Genomic DNA, 19,569 nt, shown 5'->3' with positions numbered 1-19,569 from the left:
ATAGTCTTGCTATACCTTTTCCTTAACGCTCACCACATGGACTCTTTACCCATGCAGCTTAAGGTGGTTTGTAACCTATGCCTAAGTCATCGGTTACTAGGGGCCTTCCCTAATCTCTTGTACAGCATCTTTGACCCGCCGTTGGCTTGTCAAAGTTCGTGGCGCACCATCATCGGCGTATCTACACCATGGTATGTCAGGATAATCCCTTGTCATCCATGCGTCAAATACATAATGAAGAAATAGATTCGCAAGCACGGGGCTGATTACTCCCCCTTGAGGTGTACCCTTCGTTCTTTGAACAAGGGTTCCATTTTCTAGTTGGAGTGGTGCTTTCAGCCATCTTTCGATATACAAAATAACCCATTTGTTATCTGTATGTTTTCTTACTGCTTTCATTAGAAGGTCATGGTCTATATTGTCAAATAGACCTTTGATATCAAATTCCAGCACCCAATCGTATTTCCAACATCTTTGCCTAGTGATCCCTACAGCATCCAAAGCTGATTTATTCGGCCTATATCCATAGGAATTTTGATGAAAATGGGGCTCTACTGTTGGTTCAAACATCAGCTTTACAATCATTTGAGCTATTCTATCACTTACCGTAGGTATTCCCAAGATTCTTTCTCCACCACTTTTCTTTGGTATTGAAACCGCTTTTACAGGCGGTGGAAAATAGCTTCCCGAGGACATTCGGTTCCAGATTTTATAAAGATTGCTTTTAAGGTTTCGATCGAAATCTTCTAGCGTTTGCTGATCTATGCCAGCTGCTCCTGCGTTTGCTTTTACAAGTTTATAGGCCTCCATAACAAGTGTTTTAGAAATAATAAAAGGTTTTGTTTCACTCACGATTTCCTCCTAGAAATCTAGTTGAATAATGAATGTTACTACTTAATCCAACCTCTTTGCTTCAGCCGCATTACCAGCCTTCTTCGCTACTACAGGTTGTTCCGCCCCAGTTTTTGGCATCGGTACTCTCATTCTTATGATTTTTTTGTCATTTGAATTTCTCCCTTATCATCCAAGCGACTGGTTCCCGCAGTTCCGTACAAACGCCCAAATCAGACTCACGCCATCTATACGCCGGATGCCATCTACACAGTAATCAGGTATCTTGTAGATTCTTTACAGGAGATAGAAGTGCCCCTGCTTTTGACATCAAATCTCTGGTTTACGACGCATCAACAATGGTTCAGTTTTATTCGTCTTTCTGATTCATACCTTCCAAGTTTTATCTCGACTTTTCCTTAATGCTCACCACCATTACTCTTAATAACAGCAGCTTAAGGTGGTTTGAAGCCCGTTCCTGAAAACCGACTTCGGAGGGTCTTCTCCATCATTTGTACAGCTTATGCACAAAGCTTTTAGTTCATGTTTAACTTCTTTGTGCGCCTGCGGCGCACCCTCTATGCGCCACCTTTTGTGGTAGATTTCATAGATTCGGTCAGCCTCTTGATTTAGGTCGTTAGTTACAATGTGGAGAACCCCTGTAGAACCGTCTTTGTTTTTGAAGAACTTTGTGATTAAAGCTACGGGGAAGGCTAATTCTTTAAGCCAAACTATCCTTTTATCTCCGTCTTTGAAATTAAACGTATTTAAATTCTGATACTGGCCTTTTTTTCTTCCTTCCTCAGAGAAAGCAATTAATCGATTAGACTTTATGCCAAATATAAACATCTTTTTGAGTTTATAGTGGATAAATTCCATATTATCTTTAGCGCCAAACCAATTGTCAGCCAGCACATACTCAAACTTCACTTGATTGGCAACTGCCTGTTGGATAAGCGCTCTGAAATGTTGGTTTTTAGTAATGGATGACTGCTTTTTTTCTTTCTTTGTTTTCACATCACAAAAATGCATATCTTTTTTGATTACTTCAAAGCCGATGGGAAAAGTGTGATCTCCATAGCTAATAAGGCAGGAAAGTAGATTAATCCCTTTTACACTCCTTCCTTGAGTATGAGAAAAGTGCCAACAGACGATTTCGTTTTCATCTGTATAGGGCTTTTCCTCTATCGTATCGTCAATAATCAATACACCTCCTTTATCTTGCTCTAGATGGCGCACTTGCTTTTTAACATACTGCCATAGTTCTTTCGATCCCCCTGGATTGCTGTTAAGAAAACGGGTGATTTTATCATGGCTAACCTGGCCATCTAAAAGATTGGATAGCCCTGTAGCTGTGGCTTGTTGGTTTTGGCTGATAAGATAATCTGTATAAATATCAAGAAGATCAAGTTTCATTTTTTTCTCCTCTTTTCAAAGAAAAAAATATACCTTTAGAATAATTTTTTCAACTCATCTGTGCGTAAGGTGAGTTACTAACATGAAGAATTAACAGATACTCAATGGTACATTTTAGAAACGCTACTTCCCTCTAGAAACATTAAGCTCTCTATGCGTAATATGAGTAGATAATGAAAGCTTGGAAAGCTACTTTTTGGGTACTCTAAAGAAAAATTTAACGTCTTTCAAGAAGATAGATAATAGAAAGAACTATGACTTAGATAAGTAGAACGACAACAGTTATTAAAAAAATAATGAGTACTAACCTTCCCTCTCATAGAAAATGCTGTATATCTTAATAATAAAAAGATATTAGAAAAAAACGCGTTTGGACGACCCGCTCATAAGCTAATAAAAACACCTCATAAAAATTTTATACTTAGAAGGTGTTTTACGGCTGCCATTTTTAATCTCAAGCGAAAAATCAGTAAAAAATTTTTATTTGAAAATGCTTTTTATCTTATCCAAAAAAGAGTTACTTTTAGGTAAATTGGCAGGACCTTGCAAGGTAGAAAACTCTTTCAGCAATTTTATTTGCTTTTCGGAAAGCTGTGTAGGTGTTTCCACAAATATTTTAACTAGTAAATCTCCTTTTCCTTGTCCATGCACGCTGGGAAAGCCTTCATTCCTTAGGCGGAATACTTTTCCATTTTGGGTGCCTTCTGGGATGGTAATGCGACAGGTATGGCCATAAAGACCAGGTACATCTTTTTTACATCCTAAAGCAGCTTCTGTAAAGCTAATCGGTAGATCTAGCAGAACATCATTCCCTTCACGTTCAAAAATTTCATGCGGCTCGACGTTAATAAAGACATAAAGATCTCCTGCGGGCCCACCACCATGCCCTGCATCTCCATAACCGCTCATCTTAAGGCGCATGCCACTATCCACACCTGCTGGTATATGAATTTTAACATGCTGCTTTTCTTTAATTAAGCCCTCTCCTCGGCAATCTTTACAGGGCTCAGTGATAATTTCCCCTTCTCCATGGCATTGAGGACAGCCCATAGACATGCTAAAAAAGCCTTTCTGCTCATATACTTGTCCAGCCCCATGGCAACGCGGGCACTTTTTCTTGCCCTTAGAAGAGGGGGTACCTTTACCATGGCAAGTCTTACAAGTGACATAGTTATTGATGGCTAATTCCTTATCAACACCCTTAGCTGCTTCTAGAAATGAAATAGTGATATTGGCACGTTTGCTAGCTCCTTGGCGGCGCATTTGAGCTGAGCCTCCCCCAAAGTCATTTCCACCAAAATAACTTTCAAATATAGACTCCCCACCCATGCCACCAAAAGCACCCATGAAAGTACGTAAAGCTTCATCGACAGAAGAAAATCCTGAAAACCCTCCTCCAGCTGCTCCTGCCGCTGCTCCTAATCCTTCTTTACCATAGCGATCGTAAGTTTGGCGTTTTTTATCATTACTTAAAACTTCATAGGCTTCTGAAATTTCTTTAAAGCGTTTTTCAGCTTCAGCATTGCCGGGATTTTTGTCAGGATGGTATTTGATGGCTTTTTTGCGATAAGCCTTTTTAATCTCGTCTGCTGTGGCAGTTCGCGGAATTTCCAATGTTTCGTAATAGTCAGCCATAATGCTCACATAGATGTCTTGAGAGTGCATGTCTTTTAACAAAAAAACATAACACTCGGTGGAATTTAAAAACTTTAGCCTAAAGGGTATAGGTACTCATTGTAATAATAAATCTGAACACCCTTTGGGGAACTTATATTAAATCAATCGGCTTGTTACTTAAGCAAGCCTATCGGGTTTTAACGCTGTCTTTTGTATTTTAAAGCAGCCTTAGATTTTGCGCGCTTTTTAACCGATGGTTTAGCATAAAAGCGATGGGCTTTGACGGATTTCATTACACCCTCTTTATCTAATCTTTTCTTCAAGGCACGAAGGGCTTTATCGATGGGTTCGCCAATACGGACTTTTACTAATGACATTTCGCTCAATTCCTAATTTTATAAGTTTAGTAATCACGGCAACACTTTTGCCAGTTTTCTAATGATGAAAGCATCATACACAATCGATGAGTAATTTATCAATACTGAATACTCTTTTGCAATTCTTTCTCTATTTCTGCTTGGGTTTTACGCAAATATAAAATCTCGAGAGGCTCTTTTTGCATGATCTCTCCCCTTCTCCATTTATCTTCCGATAAACGACTTAAATAAAGCGCATCGGGGCTTTTTTCTTCCCATGTCCACTGCTGGTTAGGATACATATTTTCTATCTTTTGTTTAAGTAGGAGACTATTAGGAGTAAGCAGATAGTTTACATTTTGTAGATATACGCCTACTTCGCTTAAGGGAAGAAGTTGTACTTTTCCGTCCCTCTTATAAGCTCCTCGGCTAGCTTGGCCTTTTAGTACGTACACTCCCCCTATCTTTGCATCAAAAAGTGCAGCATACGAACCCTCCTGAGAAGGAAGAAATCCTTCCAAACTACAAAAAGTAACCAATGGCTTTCTTAGGGAAAAAGCGACTGCTTTAGCAACTACTACTCCTACCCTTATACCCGTATAAGAACCCGGACCAATTCCTACCGCTACATAGCTCAAGTCTGCCGCTTTTCTCCCCAAAGATTTTAATCCCCGTTCAATTTCGGGCAAAAGGGATTGAGAAGAATTTAATCCAAATGGAAAATTTCCTTGAAAGATTACTTCTCTCCCATCAAAGAAGGCTGCGCAGCCGCGCTCACTACTAGTGTCGATTACTAACGAAAACATTCTCTTAAGTCAATCCTACGGGGAAGAGTAAGTTTTTCTAAGGTACGTATAAAAAAGCTGTCGGTCATTCCAGAAATATAATCAACCACCATTTGTACTAAAGAAGTAGAATTTTTGTAATGCTCATTTTTATTAAAAGTATAATTTTTCCACACGTAACTTTCTTCATTTAAATGATTAAGATCTTCTAATAATAATTCAAATAAAAGACGATACGCTCGCTTGATTTTGCTAGATTCCACTTTGAGTTGAGGATGCACATAGATATGAGCAAAATTAAAATCACGCAAAAACTTTAAGGCTTCAAAAGCTTCCATAGAAATACCTATGTAAGCTTGCTCGTAACTCATTTTAATAATTTCTTTAGCAAGAGTCGCCAGAATTTCTTGATTTGTGGTACCTAAAAATGTTTTGGGCACCTGTTCTTTAGATATGATTCCTAAGCGAATAGCATCTTCAATATCTTTGCCTATGTAGCTCATTGTATCGCATAGTTTCACTAAGCATCCCTCTAAAGTTCCTGGAATTATGTTATACTCCGGTTCTCTTGCTTTCTGTTTTTTATCGTTAAAGTGATCTTCCCATGTTTTATCAAAGCTAGGATGGATCAAAGAGCTGTTCATTGCACCATCGTGGCAAAGAAAACCATCATAGACAGCAAGTCCAAGGTTAAGAGGTTCTATGTCAGTAAAAAGCCGGCATGATTGCAAAGGATGAGCAAACGCCCCATTCTCAAACATTATTGACAGTTCAGATAAATACTCCTCACCTTCGTGACCAAAAGGAGGATGTCCCACATCATGACCTAAAGAGATAGCTTCTACCAGATCAAGATTCAAGCGTAAAATCTCTGCAATTCCCCTAGCAAAGCTACTAACAAATTGTACATGTAAGCCACGATGAGTAATATGATCATTATCGACTAAGTATACGACCTGAGTTTTATCATTATAGCGAGCATACGCTCTAGAGTGGATAATTTTATCTACATCTCGTTTATAGGGTAAACGATAATCTTCCTCATTACCAGCCTGCCGACTATGGGTTGATGTACGTGCGGCTAAGGGATGCAAATAAGCTTTTTCCTGTTTTATTAATGCATGACGATAAAAGGAAAGAGTTTCACTAAAAGGGATAGTCATGTATTTACACTCATTCTTTTAAAAATTCCTCATAGTAAATCTTAGTGAAAAATAATTTATAAAACAAGTCGTTTGAGTTATAAACCAGAAAGAATAGCTGATAGAAAAAAAAGTCTTTCCAATCTTATTTAAAAGCAGCCTAGTTGACCCATATTAATAATTAAAGATTGTATTTAAATATTTTTTTTTAGAAACTTAACTTTCTTGTTTTTCTTAATAGGCTAGCTTAGAATAAAGCTTATCTAAAAACAACGCTGATAAGTACACCTTTGGCAGGATCTCTGCTGCCTAGGAAAAAACGCTTTCTTAATTGAATGTTTATTCTTTATCCTCCATAATATTATCACTCATATAATTTAAATGGTAAGAGGCCAAGTTTGAATCTAGAAGATATTGAAGACAGTTCTTTTACTCAGCAGCTGGAAAATGCTGTGATCAAGACACTTGAAAATCAACAAAAAACAGAGAAAAGAAACTCCTTTCCGAACGAGCTATGTATATTTCCTCTTTTGAAAAGACCTTTTTTTCCTGGGATGGCAGCTCCTATAGTTATTGAACCTGGACCTTTCTTTGAAACTCTAAAAATAGTGGCTAAAACTGATCATAAGTCTATCGGTTTGATTTTAACCAGGCAAGAAGATGTTGATATCTATAAAGCTAGCTTTGGGGATCTTTATCAAGTAGGGGTTATCGCTCGTCTGTTGCGAATCATTCCTTTAGAGCAAGGAGGCGCACAAGTTATACTTAACATGGAAAGGCGACTACGTGTTTTACGCCCTCTTTCTAACTCCAAAGTTTTAAAAGCCAAAGTTTCTTATTTTGAAGATAGTCCTACGCTTACCTCTGAGCTTAAAGCCTATGCGATCAGTATTATTTCTACCATTAAAGAATTACTGAAATTAAATCCGCTTTTTAAAGAAGAATTACAAATTTTTCTTAGTCATTCTGATTTTACCGAGCCTGGGAAACTTGCAGATTTTGCTGTAGCTTTAACAACCGCTTCCCGAGAAGAGCTGCAAGAAGTATTAGAAACGTTTGACATCCAAAAACGCATTGATCGAGCTCTTTTACTGCTTAAAAAAGAATTAGACTTAAGTGTTTTACAAAATAATATCAATCAAAAGATTGAATCCACCATCTCTAAAAGCCAGAAAGATTTTTTTCTGCGCGAGCAACTAAAAACAATTAAAAAAGAGTTGGGTATTGAAAAAGATGACAAGTCTCTTGACAAAGAAAAATTTGAAGGACGTATCAGAGAACGTAAAATACCTGCTGATGTATTAAAAGTCATAAAAGATGAGATGGAAAAGCTCTCTGTACTAGAGACGCAATCTGCTGAATACGCTGTATGCCGAGGATATTTAGATTGGTTGACCAATCTACCTTGGGGTATTCAAAGTGAAGAGTGTCAGGATATTATGAAAGCTGAAAAGATCCTTGCGCACGATCATTATGGCCTAGAAGACATCAAGCAACGCATCTTGGAATTTATAGGAGTAGGTAAGCTTGTTGGAGGGGTAAAAGGCAGTATATTGTGCTTGGTCGGCCCTCCAGGAGTCGGCAAAACCAGTATCGGTAAAAGCATAGCTCGAGCCTTAAATAGAAAATTTTATCGCTTCTCTGTAGGTGGCATGCGAGATGAAGCTGAAATTAAAGGACATCGCCGTACCTATATTGGAGCTATGCCAGGAAAATTAATTCAAGCACTCAAGTTTTGCCAGACCATGAATCCCGTGATCATGCTAGATGAAGTGGATAAAATGGGAAGTAGTTACCATGGAGATCCAGCATCGGCATTGTTAGAAGTTCTAGATCCCGAACAAAATCGTGAATTTTTAGATCACTACTTAGATGTTCACTGTGATTTATCTAATATTCTCTTCATTGTGACTGCCAATGTTTTAGACACAATCCCCGAGCCCCTTAAAGACCGCATGGATATTTTGCGCCTTTCGGGCTATATTATGCAGGAAAAAATTGAGATTGCCAAAAAGTATTTACTTCCTCGCAACCGTAAATTAATGGGATTAAAGGCTAAAGATATCACCTTTACGACTGAAGGCTTAAGAGCTATTATCAATGGTTATGCACGTGAAGCAGGAGTAAGAAGCCTTGAAAATAATATTAAAAAGATCATGCGTAAGATTGCCTTACGTATTGTCCGAGAGGCATCCATAGCTGCAGAAAAACCTCGTAAAAATAGCAAGCCAAAGGATACAAAAGTCTTAACTTCTTCTTATAGTGTGACTCCCACCAGTTTACATGAATATCTCGGTAAGCCTATATTTACCTCAGATCGTTTTTATGAACATAATCCTATAGGGGTTAGCACAGGCCTAGCATGGACTTCAATGGGTGGAGCCACCCTTTACATTGAAACAATTAAAGTAGCCGCAGAAAAAACGGAGATGAAGCTAACGGGCCAAGCAGGCCAGGTCATGAAAGAATCTTCTGAAATTGCTTGGAGCTATTTACATAGCGCCTTAAACAAATATGCTCCCAGTTATAGCTTCTTTGAAAAAGCGCAAGTTCATATTCATATCCCTGAAGGGGCTACCCCCAAAGATGGCCCATCGGCGGGCATTACCATGGTTACAGCCTTATTATCTTTGTTGACCAATACCCCTGTGCTTAACAATTTAGGAATGACAGGAGAGCTAACTCTAACCGGCCGCATTTTGCCTATCGGCGGGGTAAAAGAAAAACTAGTAGCAGCTAGACGCTCGGGTCTAAAAACTCTTATCTTTCCTAAAGATAATTTAAGAGATTATGAGGAACTTCCTGATTACATCAAAAAAGGAATAGACATACATTTCGTACAACATTATGACGAAGTCTTTCATATTGCCTTTCCTGATCTGGGGCATACTCTAGGCGCTAAGTTGGACAAATAGAGATTTTAAAGAATTCTCTATCATAGTTTGACCTTTCGGGAATGCATGAATAATAGCTTATACTTCTGAGCAGCTTCTTACGTAATCATCGACTTAATAGAAAAACCTCTCTTTTTTAAGGAGAGAGGGAACTCTCAGAAAGATGTTCCCCTTTTTAGACTCTATAGACGTAGGGTCTTTAAACGGTAAGATTTAAATGCCGCATGGAGAGGTTAGCACTTTATAAAAAACTTTATCTTCTGTTTAGGCAAGCTTTTATTAATAAAGGCCAAATTCAAGCAAGCGACTATCCACGCTACTATTAGTAATAACATGGCGACGACTCGCTGACAATCCAATTTCTTTGACCAAAGGAGTATTAGCCGTAAATATAAAGCCTCGCGCAGGTTTAGAAACATTATGCTTCATGAAGTCCCCCAGCGCTCTGTATAAAGGAATAAGAGTGTCTACATTGTCTAATCTTTTTCCGTGAGGAGGGTTTGTTAAAATCATGGTAGGCAATATTGAAGGACTAAATTCTCTAAAATCAGCTTGCTTAACTAGAACGTCCTTTAAAAACCCTGCAGCCCGCAAATTACCTTGACAGATACGTGCTACATTTTTATTAATATCTATCCCAAATAAATGATTTTTTGGGATCGCTTGTCTTAAGGCATCTACTTCTGTTTTTACTTTTAACCATTCTTCAAAAGAAAAATGAGGTAAAAGCATAAATCCCCACTTTTGACGCAAATATCCAGGTGCCGTACGAGAAGCGATTAATGCAGCTTCTATTAATAAGGTTCCTCCCCCACAACAAGGATCTAGTAAAATTTCGTGAGGTTGATAATCAGCTAGGCGTAGCAAGGCTGCAGCTAAAGATTCCTGCAAAGGGGCTTCTGCCGACTCTTGCCGATAACCTCTTTTATGCAAGGGAGTTCCAGAAGTATCTACGCTTATAGTTGCTTGATTATCGTGAATAAATAGATTTAATTGTACATCAGGATTTTTAACATTTACACTTGGGCGATTGCCGGTTTTTGCACGTATTTGATCACATATAGCATCTTTAAGAACCTGTGCTGCGAACAAGCTATTTTTTAGCTGCCGATGGGAAACATTGGCATCTATGGCAAAATTTTTTCCTGAAGGTAAATATTTTAACCAATCAATACTGCTTCCCCCTTTGTACAAGCCTTTTTGATCATAGCAGGGAAACTGAGCAAGTGGAAGTAAAACCCTTCCTGCTATACGAGAACAATAATTAAGGCGAAAAATAGCGGGGAAACTTTTATCAAAGACATAAACTCCTCGAAATCCTTCTCGTACCTGAGTAAAGCCTAATTCCGCTAATTCTTGGATTAATAAAGATTCTAGACCTTGTCCGCAAGTCACAAAAAGATGATTAGGATTTTCTAACACAATAATACCTGCTTAATTATGCATAAATAAAATAACATCGCCGTCTTTAACCACATATTCTCGTCCCTCAGAGCGAGCCTTTCCAGCTTCACGTGCGGCTACACGTCCTTTATAAGTAACCATATCTTCATAAGAAACCACTTCTGCACGAATAAATCCTTTTTGGATGTCTGAGTGAATTTTACCAGCTGCTTCTGCTGCCGAGGTACCTCTATTGATGGTCCAAGCGCGCGTTTCAATTTCCCCGGTGGTGATATAGCTAATAAGCCCTAACATCTCATAAGAGGCTCTAATTAAGCGCTGTAGCCCCGATTCTTGCAGTCCCAAGCTATCTAAAAATTGTTGGCGTTCACTTAAGTTAAGCTGAGCAATCTCCTCTTCTATACGGGCACAAATAGAAATCACAACATTCCCCTCTGCAGCCGCATAATCACGCACACGTTTTACATAAGGATTTTCCATGTCAGGAAGATCGTCTTCAGAAACATTAGTAGCATAAATGACTTTTTTCATGGTCAATAAGGGATAAAGCTGAAGAACTTCTCGTTCTTCAGGTGTAAATTCTAACATTCTCACCGGCTTGCTGGCATTTAAATGCTCTTGCACACGATTAAGCACTGCTAAGGTTAAAGCAAGCTCTTTTTTTCCTTTAAGCTGCTTTTCAACGCGCGGGATAGCATTTTCAATCATCTGCAAATCTGCTAAGCACAGCTCCAGGTTAATCACTTCGATGTCTCTGATAGGATCTGTTTGTCCTGATACATGCACGATATCGGAAGAATCAAAACAGCGAACCACATGAACAATAGCATCTGTTTCTCGAATATTTGCCAAAAATTTGTTACCTAAGCCTTCGCCTTGAGAAGCACCAGCAACTAACCCAGCAATATCGACAAACTCCATAGTCGCATAAATGATTTTATTGCTATGGGAGATCTCCGATAAGACATGCAGTCTGGCATCTTGTACTTCTACCACCCCAACATTCGGGTCGATAGTACAAAAAGGATAATTTGATGCAGGAGCTTGATTGGATGTTAGGGCATTAAATAAAGTAGACTTTCCCACATTTGGAAGACCTACAATACCGCAAGAAAGTCGGCCGGCTGCCATATAGATACCTCATAGTAATTAGTGGCAAAAGTATAGGATGAAATAGTAAAAAAAACAATAGAGAATCATGGGGAGGTCATAGAATAGGAAAAAATAGTGTTACAATATTTCTCCTTGCTATTTTCTTACGAAAATTAGAGGTTAATCTTAATTTTAGGTTTATAAAGGCGATATTCGTAAAAGATTGGTTTCTTAGTCAAAAGGCACTCGTTCCTTTAAAAGATATCCTCCACTTATTATTTCCTAATAAAATTCCCTGCCTTTATGAAAGAACTTTTCTGGTTTATTGAATTATCTTAAAGGATCTTTACAATCAAACCTCCTAGCTTAAGGCTTTAAGCTCAAGCCTTTTATTATAGAGATAACCTATCATACAGCACTTCTAGGTGCGCAGAATAAAGTTAAAAAATTATCATTTTTTGAATTAAAACTTTTTTGTAAATTTTAAAATAGACCTCTTTCGAAACTCACGTATTTAATTCCCAGTTATAGATTGCTGCAATCAAGTTGAAGCGAAGTGCAAATCTTTTACGTCTATTTCTGTAGCGATCGGCTATAATTTTAAATCGCTTAAGGAGGCCAATCACGTTTTCATTGGCAACTCTTTCTCTGGATAAACTTTGGTTTGTTCTTTTATCCTCTTGAGTTAAAGGCTTCTTCTTACTTTTTTTCTTGGGCATTTGGGTTTGGGCATGCAGCTTTGTTAATCCTTGATACCCTGAATCGGTTAACACTCTTGTTTGTGGATTGATTTTAACTTGGGATTCTTTGAATAGCCTAAAATCATGCTTTTTGCCGTTGCCAAATGAGGTACAAATTACTTTTTTACTCTTCTTATCGACTACAACTTGGGTCTTTAGGGTATGTTTTTTCTTTTTCCCTGAATAATAGCGCTTTTGTTTTTTTTAGGGCGCTCAATAGGCGTTTCTGTAGCATCAACCAAAATAACCTCATATTCCGTATCGCTTTTCAAAAGCTCTTTACGTCCCGGTAAAGCAAAATCTGGATGCTTGATTAACGTATCTTCAATCCATTTCACCGCTTTATAAGCTGAGCTTTCACTAATTCCATAGCTTTGGCTAATATGGAAATAGGTCCTATATTCTCGTATATATTCCAAGGTCATTAGCAGCATGTCTTCTAAACGTAGTTTATATTTACGCCCGCCTTTAATCTTCTTGGCTGCATCGGCTTGCTGTAAAATTTGCACCATCTTATCAAAGGTACCACGCTTTACCCCTGTCAATCTGCGAAATCGTTCATCATCTAATTTCTCTATCTTATCAAATTTCATGGTGCCTCCTTTAAATGTTGAGTCACCATTTTACTAAAATTTACATTTTATTCCAGTTTCGAAAGAGGTCTAATATATTTAGTTCGACCTGATTTACTCTAAAAAACTTCATCATTGCATCAGTTTTAGAAAGGAAAAATGTAATTTTTCTTTTAGTGTTAAGCTAAAAAAGTAGAAATCCAAGAATTTTTGTTAGTGAGAATGAAAATTGGCTAAAATTTAAGAGTTTTAGCGTAGGAGGTAGCCTTCAAGATAGGTTTTTAAAGCAATTTTAAGAAGAAATTAAGCTTATTTAGCCTGAATAAAGACGTTTGGGAGAACTTTGAGCGACTAGCCAGTTATAGATTAAACGCATGTTATGGCCAATCCCGCATAAAATGGCGTTAAAGCAATCTCCCAAACGGCCTTTAAGATAGTTGCGACCCAGTTTACCATCATTCTTCATATGGCCGATATGAGGTTCTATGGCTTGGCGCCTTTTAAGTTGGGACTTAATCCACTGTGTAAGGCCTTTTCTTTGCCCAGAGATAAATATGGTTTTACCTTCTACTGTATGGCCTCGATAACCTTTATCTACAAATGCTACTTCAATGTTTTTGCCGCTGTTGTTTTGAGCATTTCTAATAGCTTCTTCAAGGGTGTGCCCATCGTATGGGTTGCCATGAATGGCCCTAAGATCTAAAGCTAATCCCTCTTGATGAGTGATGACTAGCGAAGCTTTGCAGCCAAATTCATATTTTTTCTCTACTTTACCTTTAGCAATACATTCCACATGAGGTTCATGCAGGCTATAAACTTTGCGAGAATCATTTCTTTGTTGAGCATAAATACGCTTGATAATTTCTAAAAGATAAGAGCTTTCTGTCTCAAGAGCTTGCCCTTCTGTCTTTCTTTCAAAATCACGGATTAATCTTCCTAAATAATTATGCAGCCTTTTTTCTTCTCTTTTAGCTCTTTTCAGCTGACGGGCATGGGCATAGCGAGCACGCATGCACAATGCTGTTTTAGCTAGCTTTTTGTAGGTTTGGCGCAAAGTGATTTGGCTACTATCGGCCATTTTTACAAGCGCTTGAATAGACTTAAAGTAAAGTTTAGCATCGGTAGGAAAGGCGATGGCTTTAGGCATTACGGTTGTATCGGCAATGACTTTTTTAAGGCTTTTTTTTTCACTGCGCCTGTCAAAACAGCTGCTGCAATCGTCCCTTGTAAAATCTTGCTAAGTCCAGCTTCGCCTAATCTATGCCTCCATTTGATTAAAGAAGTAGGGTGGATAGGCAGCGCATGATGCCAAAATTCATACCCACAAAAGTATTGCCAATAAGGATTTTCTACCCATCGATGCACCACATTTACATCCGAAAGTCCATACATATGCTGTAAGATAAAGAGCCCTACAACTAGCTTTACAGGCTTAGCTGGCTGGCCTATTTTTTCTACAAACAGCTTATCAAACTCTTCTTCCAACTGCTTCCATTCAATCAATTTGGATAGCTGGATAAGAGGATGATCTAGATTAAGTTCATCGCTAAAGCGAGATTTAAAGAGGCGACCTTGTTGGTTATCTAGCTTGATTGGTTTCATAGTCAACTTTGCAAGAAATTAAGAGCTTTATAATGATTTAGGCGTAAACACATTATAGCAATTGGGGAGAAAAAGTGCTTTCAAAATATTGTTCAAGCATGAAACACACTTTAAATCATGTCAAACTATTTAGATTACTTTCTTGCAAAAGCTTGTGGATATCATTTTCCCTATTACCTTTAAGTCTTCCACAATTAAAGGGTCGCTTGCTCACTAAAATTAATGGAGTGTTTAGTTATAATCTAACTAGTTTTAAGAACCTGACTTTAATTTCTTTGTTAAATTATTGTAATTTCTACTTCGATTTTGTCATCCACCCCCTAAAAAGCTTACCTAACGCTTGTTAACTTTAAGTAAATTTTGGAAAAATTAATTTTCATCTCGTTTAGGAGGAGGGGTCATCCAAAACTCCTTGACCATTCAGAAAGAAAAGAATTATACTAGACTTGTAGAGTGAAAGAATGTCTTGTCATCATTTGCGCGCGGGCAAATATTTAAATTTTTCGTTATAACTGATAAAATTTCTTTATTTTTGCCAATTTATTCCTAAGCAGAGGCTGTGGCCATGGGCGAAAAAACCGAAGAAGCAACACCAAAAAAATTAAGAGATGCAAAAAAGAAGGGTCAGGTAGCTAAATCTCAAGACCTTCCTTCTGCTTTTACCTTCATTGTCTCGGTTTATGCAGTCGTAGCACTAAGTTCAACCCTTTATCAGCAACTTGGGGATTTTACAGTAGGGACTTTTCGCATGATAGCCACCACTAACTTGGAGGTAGCTATTCCTCAACTCTATTACCAATCAGCCATTGTAATCTTTATAGCTAGTATTCCTCTGATGGCTATCGTATGTGTAGTCGGCGTTATCGTCAATTTTTTAACTGTTGGCCCGGTTTTTGCTGTAGAAGTATTTAAGTTTGACCCCAAAAAATTTAATCCGATACAAAACTTAAAAGCAAAATTTAAGCTTAAGACTTTAATTGAATTGTTAAAGTCGACATTAAAGTTATTGATTGCTAGCTACTTAATCTACCAGGTTATGATGAAGAGTTTACCCATTTTGATAAAAACAGTGTCGATGCCGATGATATCTGCTTTGTTGGTTTTTGATGCTTTTTTAATGGAAGTGGTGGCTAAAATAGGCTTATTTTTTATTATCATCGCGGTAGCCGATTTTATCTATCAGAAGAAAACATTTGCTAAAGAAATGAAAATGGAAAAATTTGAGGTTAAGCAAGAGTATAAAAACTCGGAAGGGGACCCACATATTAAAGGTAAACGAAAGCAAATTGCCCATGAGATTGCTTATTCAGAAGGACCCGCAGCAGGTGTTAAAAAGGCCAAAGCAGTGGTCACTAACCCTACTCACCTAGCCATAGCGATAGGATACGAACGAGAAATAGACGCAGCCCCTTACATCTTAGTAATGGGTAAAGATTTACTAGCAGAAAGAATTATTAAACTTGCCGAAGAATACGAAGTTCCGGTTTTACGGAATATTAAATTAGCCCATCGACTCTGGGAATCTGGGGAAATATATCAGTACATCCCCGAAGACACCTATGAAGCCTTAGCAGAAATACTACGGTGGGTTAGCTCGTTAAATACTGAGGCTCAATACGATTATATAGGGGAAAAGTGACAGATGAACTTTTTTAGAAAAATTTTGGACGGAATAACTGCCCGCCTAGGAGGAGAAAGATCGCTTGAAAATATTTCAAGATCAAGTGATATATTCCTTGCTTGCTTGATCATCGGTATTTTAATGATGATTATCCTTCAGCTGCCCCCTTACCTCATTGACTACTTAATTGCCTTTAACTTAGCGATGTCAGTGGCTCTCTTAATGGTGGGGATGTATATCCCTAGTGCTGTGCATCTATCTATCTTTCCTTCTTTACTGCTAATTACTACCCTTTACCGTCTAGGCTTAAATATTGCTTCCACTCGTCAAATTCTATTACATGCTGATGCAGGCGAAATTATTTATGGTTTCGGTAACTTTGTTGTCGGCGGTAACTTTGTAGTGGGAGGAGTTATATTTCTTATCATTACCTTGGTCCAATTTATTGTAATCACTAAAGGTGCTGAACGGGTGGCAGAGGTAGCCGCACGTTTTACTTTGGATGCGATGCCTGGTAAGCAAATGAGTATCGATGCTGATATGAGGGCAGGCATTTTAGACCAAAACCAAGCCCGTGAAAAACGCCTAGCCATCCAAAAAGAGAGCCAGCTATATGGTGCGATGGATGGTGCAATGAAATTTGTGAAAGGTGACGCGATTGCAGGCATTGTAATTACCCTCATTAACATTATAGGTGGAATTATTATCGGTAATACGATGAATGGAATGACCATGGCGGATGCCGCCCAAACCTATAGCGTTTTATCGATTGGTGATGGTCTGGTATCTCAGATTCCTTCTTTATTGATTACTATTACTGCAGGTTTGGTTACTACACGTGTTTCTAATGAAACTTCCGATTCCAACTTAGGTGCTGAAATCTCAGGGCAAATTTTAAAGCAGCCTAAAGCTCTGCTCCTTGCTGCAGCCTTTTTAATGGGCATGGCCATTATGCCTGGATTTCCTGCCGCTCCCTTCTTAATACTTTCTGCAGGAATGGGTTTAATTGGCTACTCTCTTATGTCAGCAGCAAGGCAGAAAAGAGAAGCTGCGGGCGGCCTTACCTCAGCGGGAGGAGGAACTATTTCTTCAGTAGCCGCAGCAAGCCCTAGCATAGACACTTCTGTTTCCGGCCATAAAGTGATTGCAGGTGGAGGCATTGATAATTATGCTCTCACCCTCCCTGTGATTCTAGAATGTGGGAAACATTTAAGTGGAGAGATCCAAAAAGCCCAAAAAGGACAAAGTTTTGTCGATCAAATGATTCCTAAGATGCGTCAAGCTCTCTATGCAGATCTAGGAGTGAGATTTCCTGGCGTGCACGTACGTACAGACTCCCCTGTCCTTGAATCCGATGAATATTCCATTCACCTGAATGAAGTTCCTATTATCCGAGGAAGGGCTTTAGAAAACAGCGTGCTAACAAACGAGAGTGAAGAAAATCTTAAGCGCTACAACCTTCCTTACGTGAGCTATAAGAACTCATTAGGGATGCCTTCCTTATGGGTAAATATACAAAACAAAGAGCTTTTAGATAAAGCAGGTATCAAATATTGGAATGCCTTAGAGGTGATGGTTTTGCATGTGTCTTACTTTTTTCGCCATTATGCTAATGAATTTGTGGGCATCCAAGAAGTAAAATCGATGATTGAGTTTGTAGAGAAATCTTTTCCTGATCTGGTCAAAGAAGTTACCCGTTTAATTCCGCTCCAGAAAATGACCGATATCTTTAAACGTTTAATTCAAGAACAGGTCTCAATCAAAGACTTACGCACAATTTTAGAAGCTTTAAGTGAATGGGCCCAAACAGAAAAAGATACAGTTTTACTGACGGAATATGTACGTTCCTCCCTTAAACGCTACATTAGCTTTAAGTATTCACAAGGGCAATCTGTTCTTTCAGTTTATATCTTAGACCCTGAAATTGAGGATATGGTGCGCGGTGCTATTAAACAAACTTCTGCCGGCTCCTATTTAGCTTTAGACCCCGATTCTGTTCAATTAATTCTACAAAGCATCCGCAATACCGTGGCGCCTCCCCCTCCTGGCGGGCAGCCCCCCGTTATCTTAACAGCCATCGACGTTCGCCGTTTCGTTCGCAAACTTGTAGAAATGGAGTTTTCTGATATTTCGGTAGTCTCCTACCAAGAAATTGTTTCTGATATTCGTCTTCAACCCTTAGGGAGAATACAGATAGGATAGCCTAATTTTAACGTTAAGTTTCACAAGAAGGTAAGCTATGGTCGTAGATCTTGGACATTTACAAAACCCGGATGGATTAAAACAAATTCTGATGGGAATGAAAGAGGATCAAGCATCCGATAAATTGGTAGCAAAAGCTGCTATTATCGCTTCTGAGCAGAAAGCAGAATTGCAAGAGCAACAATCAGAGGAAAAAAATCCCTTAGCGGCAGCGCTGCGCCGCTCAGATCGTCAGATTAAAGCTCACACCTCTAGTGTGAAAAAAGCTAAGGAAGCCAAATTAGCGCAGAAAAAGTTAATGCCGCCTAAAGAGTTAGAGGAAAGGGCTCAAGAATTTTCAAGAAGAAACCCTCAATTTCCTCCTGCAGGCTTACTCGCCTTAACAGAAAAGCTTAAAGATGGCATGAGTAAGCAAGATATCTTGGAAATGATCCAAAAAGAATATCCCAATCCTATTGAAGCTAGCTTAGCATTAGAATTTCTTATTTCTGTGACCTTAGAGGATTTTAAAGAAACTCTTCAGTTTGCTCAGGTAGATTTAAACAAGGAAATCATTGATAAACGTGAACAGGAAGTAGCACAAAAGGTCGAGAAGGAAGCCAAAAAGGCTACACAAGAAGCCACAGAAGCTGCCTTAAAAATTGTGCAAGGAGGGGATCTCAATAAATTATTAGATTATTTGATGTCCACCCCTATTGAAGCTACAGCTATTTATAAAATGTTAGATGAAGGCTATGGAAAAAACTTAAAAAAAATTGAGTCTTTCCTTTTAAAAAAATGTGGGATAGAAATAAATAAGCTGAAGAAGCTAGAGGACAAAGAAGACGTGGCTCACATGAAAAATACGATGGCTCTTTTAAAAAAGTTGCAAGCTATCATGGGCGTTGACAGATATTTTGAAATTCGAAACGCTAACAAAACTACAAAAGCCGCTAGAGCTGGCTAGAATTTTTAACCACGATTGACTATGGCAAAATTTACTGCCCATGAAGTTTCTAGGCAATTCTTATATTTGGCCGCAGAAAGATTTTTGTCGTCGGATAAAATCATCCAGGCAGCCGTGAAAGCTGGTGCACAGACAATAGAAGATAAAATTACTTTGATCAACCAGATGCGTGATGCAGTTAGACAAGTTTCTATCCATCATATCTTTCGCTCTGTCCAACATCGCGATGAAATGTTTAGTGCTATCCTTGAAGCCTTAAGTGACTTAGAAGATCAATTAGAAGAAGAGCTAATTAAACAAGAAGAAGAACAGCAGCTACATATTAACCCTAATAATGAATGAGGTTTTA

General features: G+C 38.4%; 15 protein-coding genes and 1 pseudogene. 5 read left to right on the top strand and 11 right to left on the bottom strand.

All coding sequences use genetic code 11. From position 1 onward, the window contains the following. Positions 1-165: 165 nt before the first annotated feature. From ltrA to TY21_RS03320, 6 genes and pseudogenes are all read right to left on the bottom strand, one after another. Positions 166-810, bottom strand: a pseudogene (gene ltrA / locus TY21_RS03345) (group II intron reverse transcriptase/maturase); the annotation flags it as partial. Positions 811-1,272: 462 nt separating this feature from the next. Continuing rightward, a complete protein-coding gene (locus TY21_RS03340) occupies positions 1,273-2,247 on the bottom strand; it encodes a transposase (protein ID WP_130589508.1) in 975 nt (324 codons plus the stop codon). A 480-nt stretch (positions 2,248-2,727) separates the two neighbouring features. Then, on the bottom strand, positions 2,728-3,882 hold the full coding sequence (gene dnaJ / locus TY21_RS03335) for a molecular chaperone DnaJ (RefSeq protein ID WP_042238892.1): 1,155 nt from the start codon (positions 3,880-3,882) through the stop codon (positions 2,728-2,730). A 179-nt stretch (positions 3,883-4,061) separates the two neighbouring features. Further along, positions 4,062-4,241, bottom strand: coding sequence for a 30S ribosomal protein S21 (rpsU, locus tag TY21_RS03330; RefSeq protein WP_039384980.1), 180 nt, complete (start codon positions 4,239-4,241; stop codon positions 4,062-4,064). 98 nt (positions 4,242-4,339) lie between these two features. Then, complete coding sequence (gene tsaB, locus TY21_RS03325; RefSeq protein WP_042238889.1) at positions 4,340-5,026, bottom strand: tRNA (adenosine(37)-N6)-threonylcarbamoyltransferase complex dimerization subunit type 1 TsaB; 687 nt, start codon at positions 5,024-5,026, stop codon at positions 4,340-4,342. Next, complete coding sequence (locus TY21_RS03320; protein WP_042238887.1) at positions 5,014-6,168, bottom strand: deoxyguanosinetriphosphate triphosphohydrolase family protein; 1,155 nt, start codon at positions 6,166-6,168, stop codon at positions 5,014-5,016. The genes tsaB and TY21_RS03320 overlap by 13 nt, the downstream gene beginning before the upstream one ends. 377 nt (positions 6,169-6,545) lie before the next feature. Between TY21_RS03320 and lon the strand changes: the two genes are divergently transcribed. Beyond that, positions 6,546-9,062: an endopeptidase La gene (gene lon / locus TY21_RS03315; RefSeq protein WP_042238884.1), complete on the top strand. Its 2,517-nt coding sequence runs from the start codon at positions 6,546-6,548 to the stop codon at positions 9,060-9,062. Between the two features lie 258 nt (positions 9,063-9,320). Here the strand turns inward: lon and TY21_RS03310 are convergent, their stop codons facing one another. From TY21_RS03310 to TY21_RS03290, 5 genes are all read right to left on the bottom strand, one after another. Next, the gene (locus TY21_RS03310) at positions 9,321-10,463 is read right to left on the bottom strand and encodes a class I SAM-dependent RNA methyltransferase (protein WP_174232788.1); all 1,143 of its coding nucleotides are present in this window, start codon (positions 10,461-10,463) and stop codon (positions 9,321-9,323) included. Between the two features lie 12 nt (positions 10,464-10,475). Continuing rightward, entirely contained in the window at positions 10,476-11,576 is a 1,101-nt protein-coding gene (ychF, locus tag TY21_RS03305; RefSeq protein ID WP_042238878.1) for a redox-regulated ATPase YchF, read from the bottom strand. A 467-nt stretch (positions 11,577-12,043) separates the two neighbouring features. Then, a protein-coding gene (locus tag TY21_RS03300; protein ID WP_232044397.1) for an IS5 family transposase occupies positions 12,044-12,870 on the bottom strand; the annotation gives its coding sequence in 2 pieces (ribosomal slippage) (positions 12,044-12,483 and positions 12,483-12,870; 828 coding nt in all). A gap of 292 nt (positions 12,871-13,162) precedes the next feature. After that, positions 13,163-13,996 carry an IS5 family transposase gene (locus TY21_RS03295; protein ID WP_130589507.1) on the bottom strand — a complete coding sequence of 278 codons (834 nt, stop codon included), beginning with the start codon at positions 13,994-13,996 and terminating at the stop codon, positions 13,163-13,165. Further along, positions 13,996-14,451 (bottom strand): transposase, encoded by a 456-nt coding sequence (locus tag TY21_RS03290; protein ID WP_130589506.1) that lies wholly within the window; start codon positions 14,449-14,451, stop codon positions 13,996-13,998. Before TY21_RS03290 ends, TY21_RS03295 begins: the two co-directional genes overlap by 1 nt. A gap of 565 nt (positions 14,452-15,016) precedes the next feature. On the opposite strand from TY21_RS03290, the gene sctU reads away from it, so the two are divergent. From sctU to TY21_RS03270, 4 genes are read left to right on the top strand one after another with little or no spacing between them, the layout of a single operon-like run. Continuing rightward, on the top strand, positions 15,017-16,090 hold the full coding sequence (gene sctU / locus TY21_RS03285; protein WP_042240403.1) for a type III secretion system export apparatus subunit SctU: 1,074 nt from the start codon (positions 15,017-15,019) through the stop codon (positions 16,088-16,090). 3 nt (positions 16,091-16,093) lie between these two features. Next, positions 16,094-18,274, top strand: a complete 2,181-nt coding sequence (gene sctV / locus TY21_RS03280) for a type III secretion system export apparatus subunit SctV (protein WP_042240401.1) — start codon at positions 16,094-16,096, stop codon at positions 18,272-18,274. 37 nt (positions 18,275-18,311) lie between these two features. Then, positions 18,312-19,220, top strand: coding sequence for a hypothetical protein (locus TY21_RS03275; protein ID WP_042240398.1), 909 nt, complete (start codon positions 18,312-18,314; stop codon positions 19,218-19,220). Positions 19,221-19,241: 21 nt separating this feature from the next. Continuing rightward, positions 19,242-19,562 carry a TyeA family type III secretion system gatekeeper subunit gene (locus TY21_RS03270; protein ID WP_039384997.1) on the top strand — a complete coding sequence of 107 codons (321 nt, stop codon included), beginning with the start codon at positions 19,242-19,244 and terminating at the stop codon, positions 19,560-19,562. The last annotated feature ends 7 nt before the right edge of the window (positions 19,563-19,569 follow it).

Origin of the sequence: Neochlamydia sp. S13 (assembly GCF_000648235.2) — a bacterium.
GTDB lineage: Bacteria > Chlamydiota > Chlamydiia > Chlamydiales > Parachlamydiaceae > Neochlamydia.
This window is presented reverse-complemented; position numbering and strand designations above follow the sequence as displayed.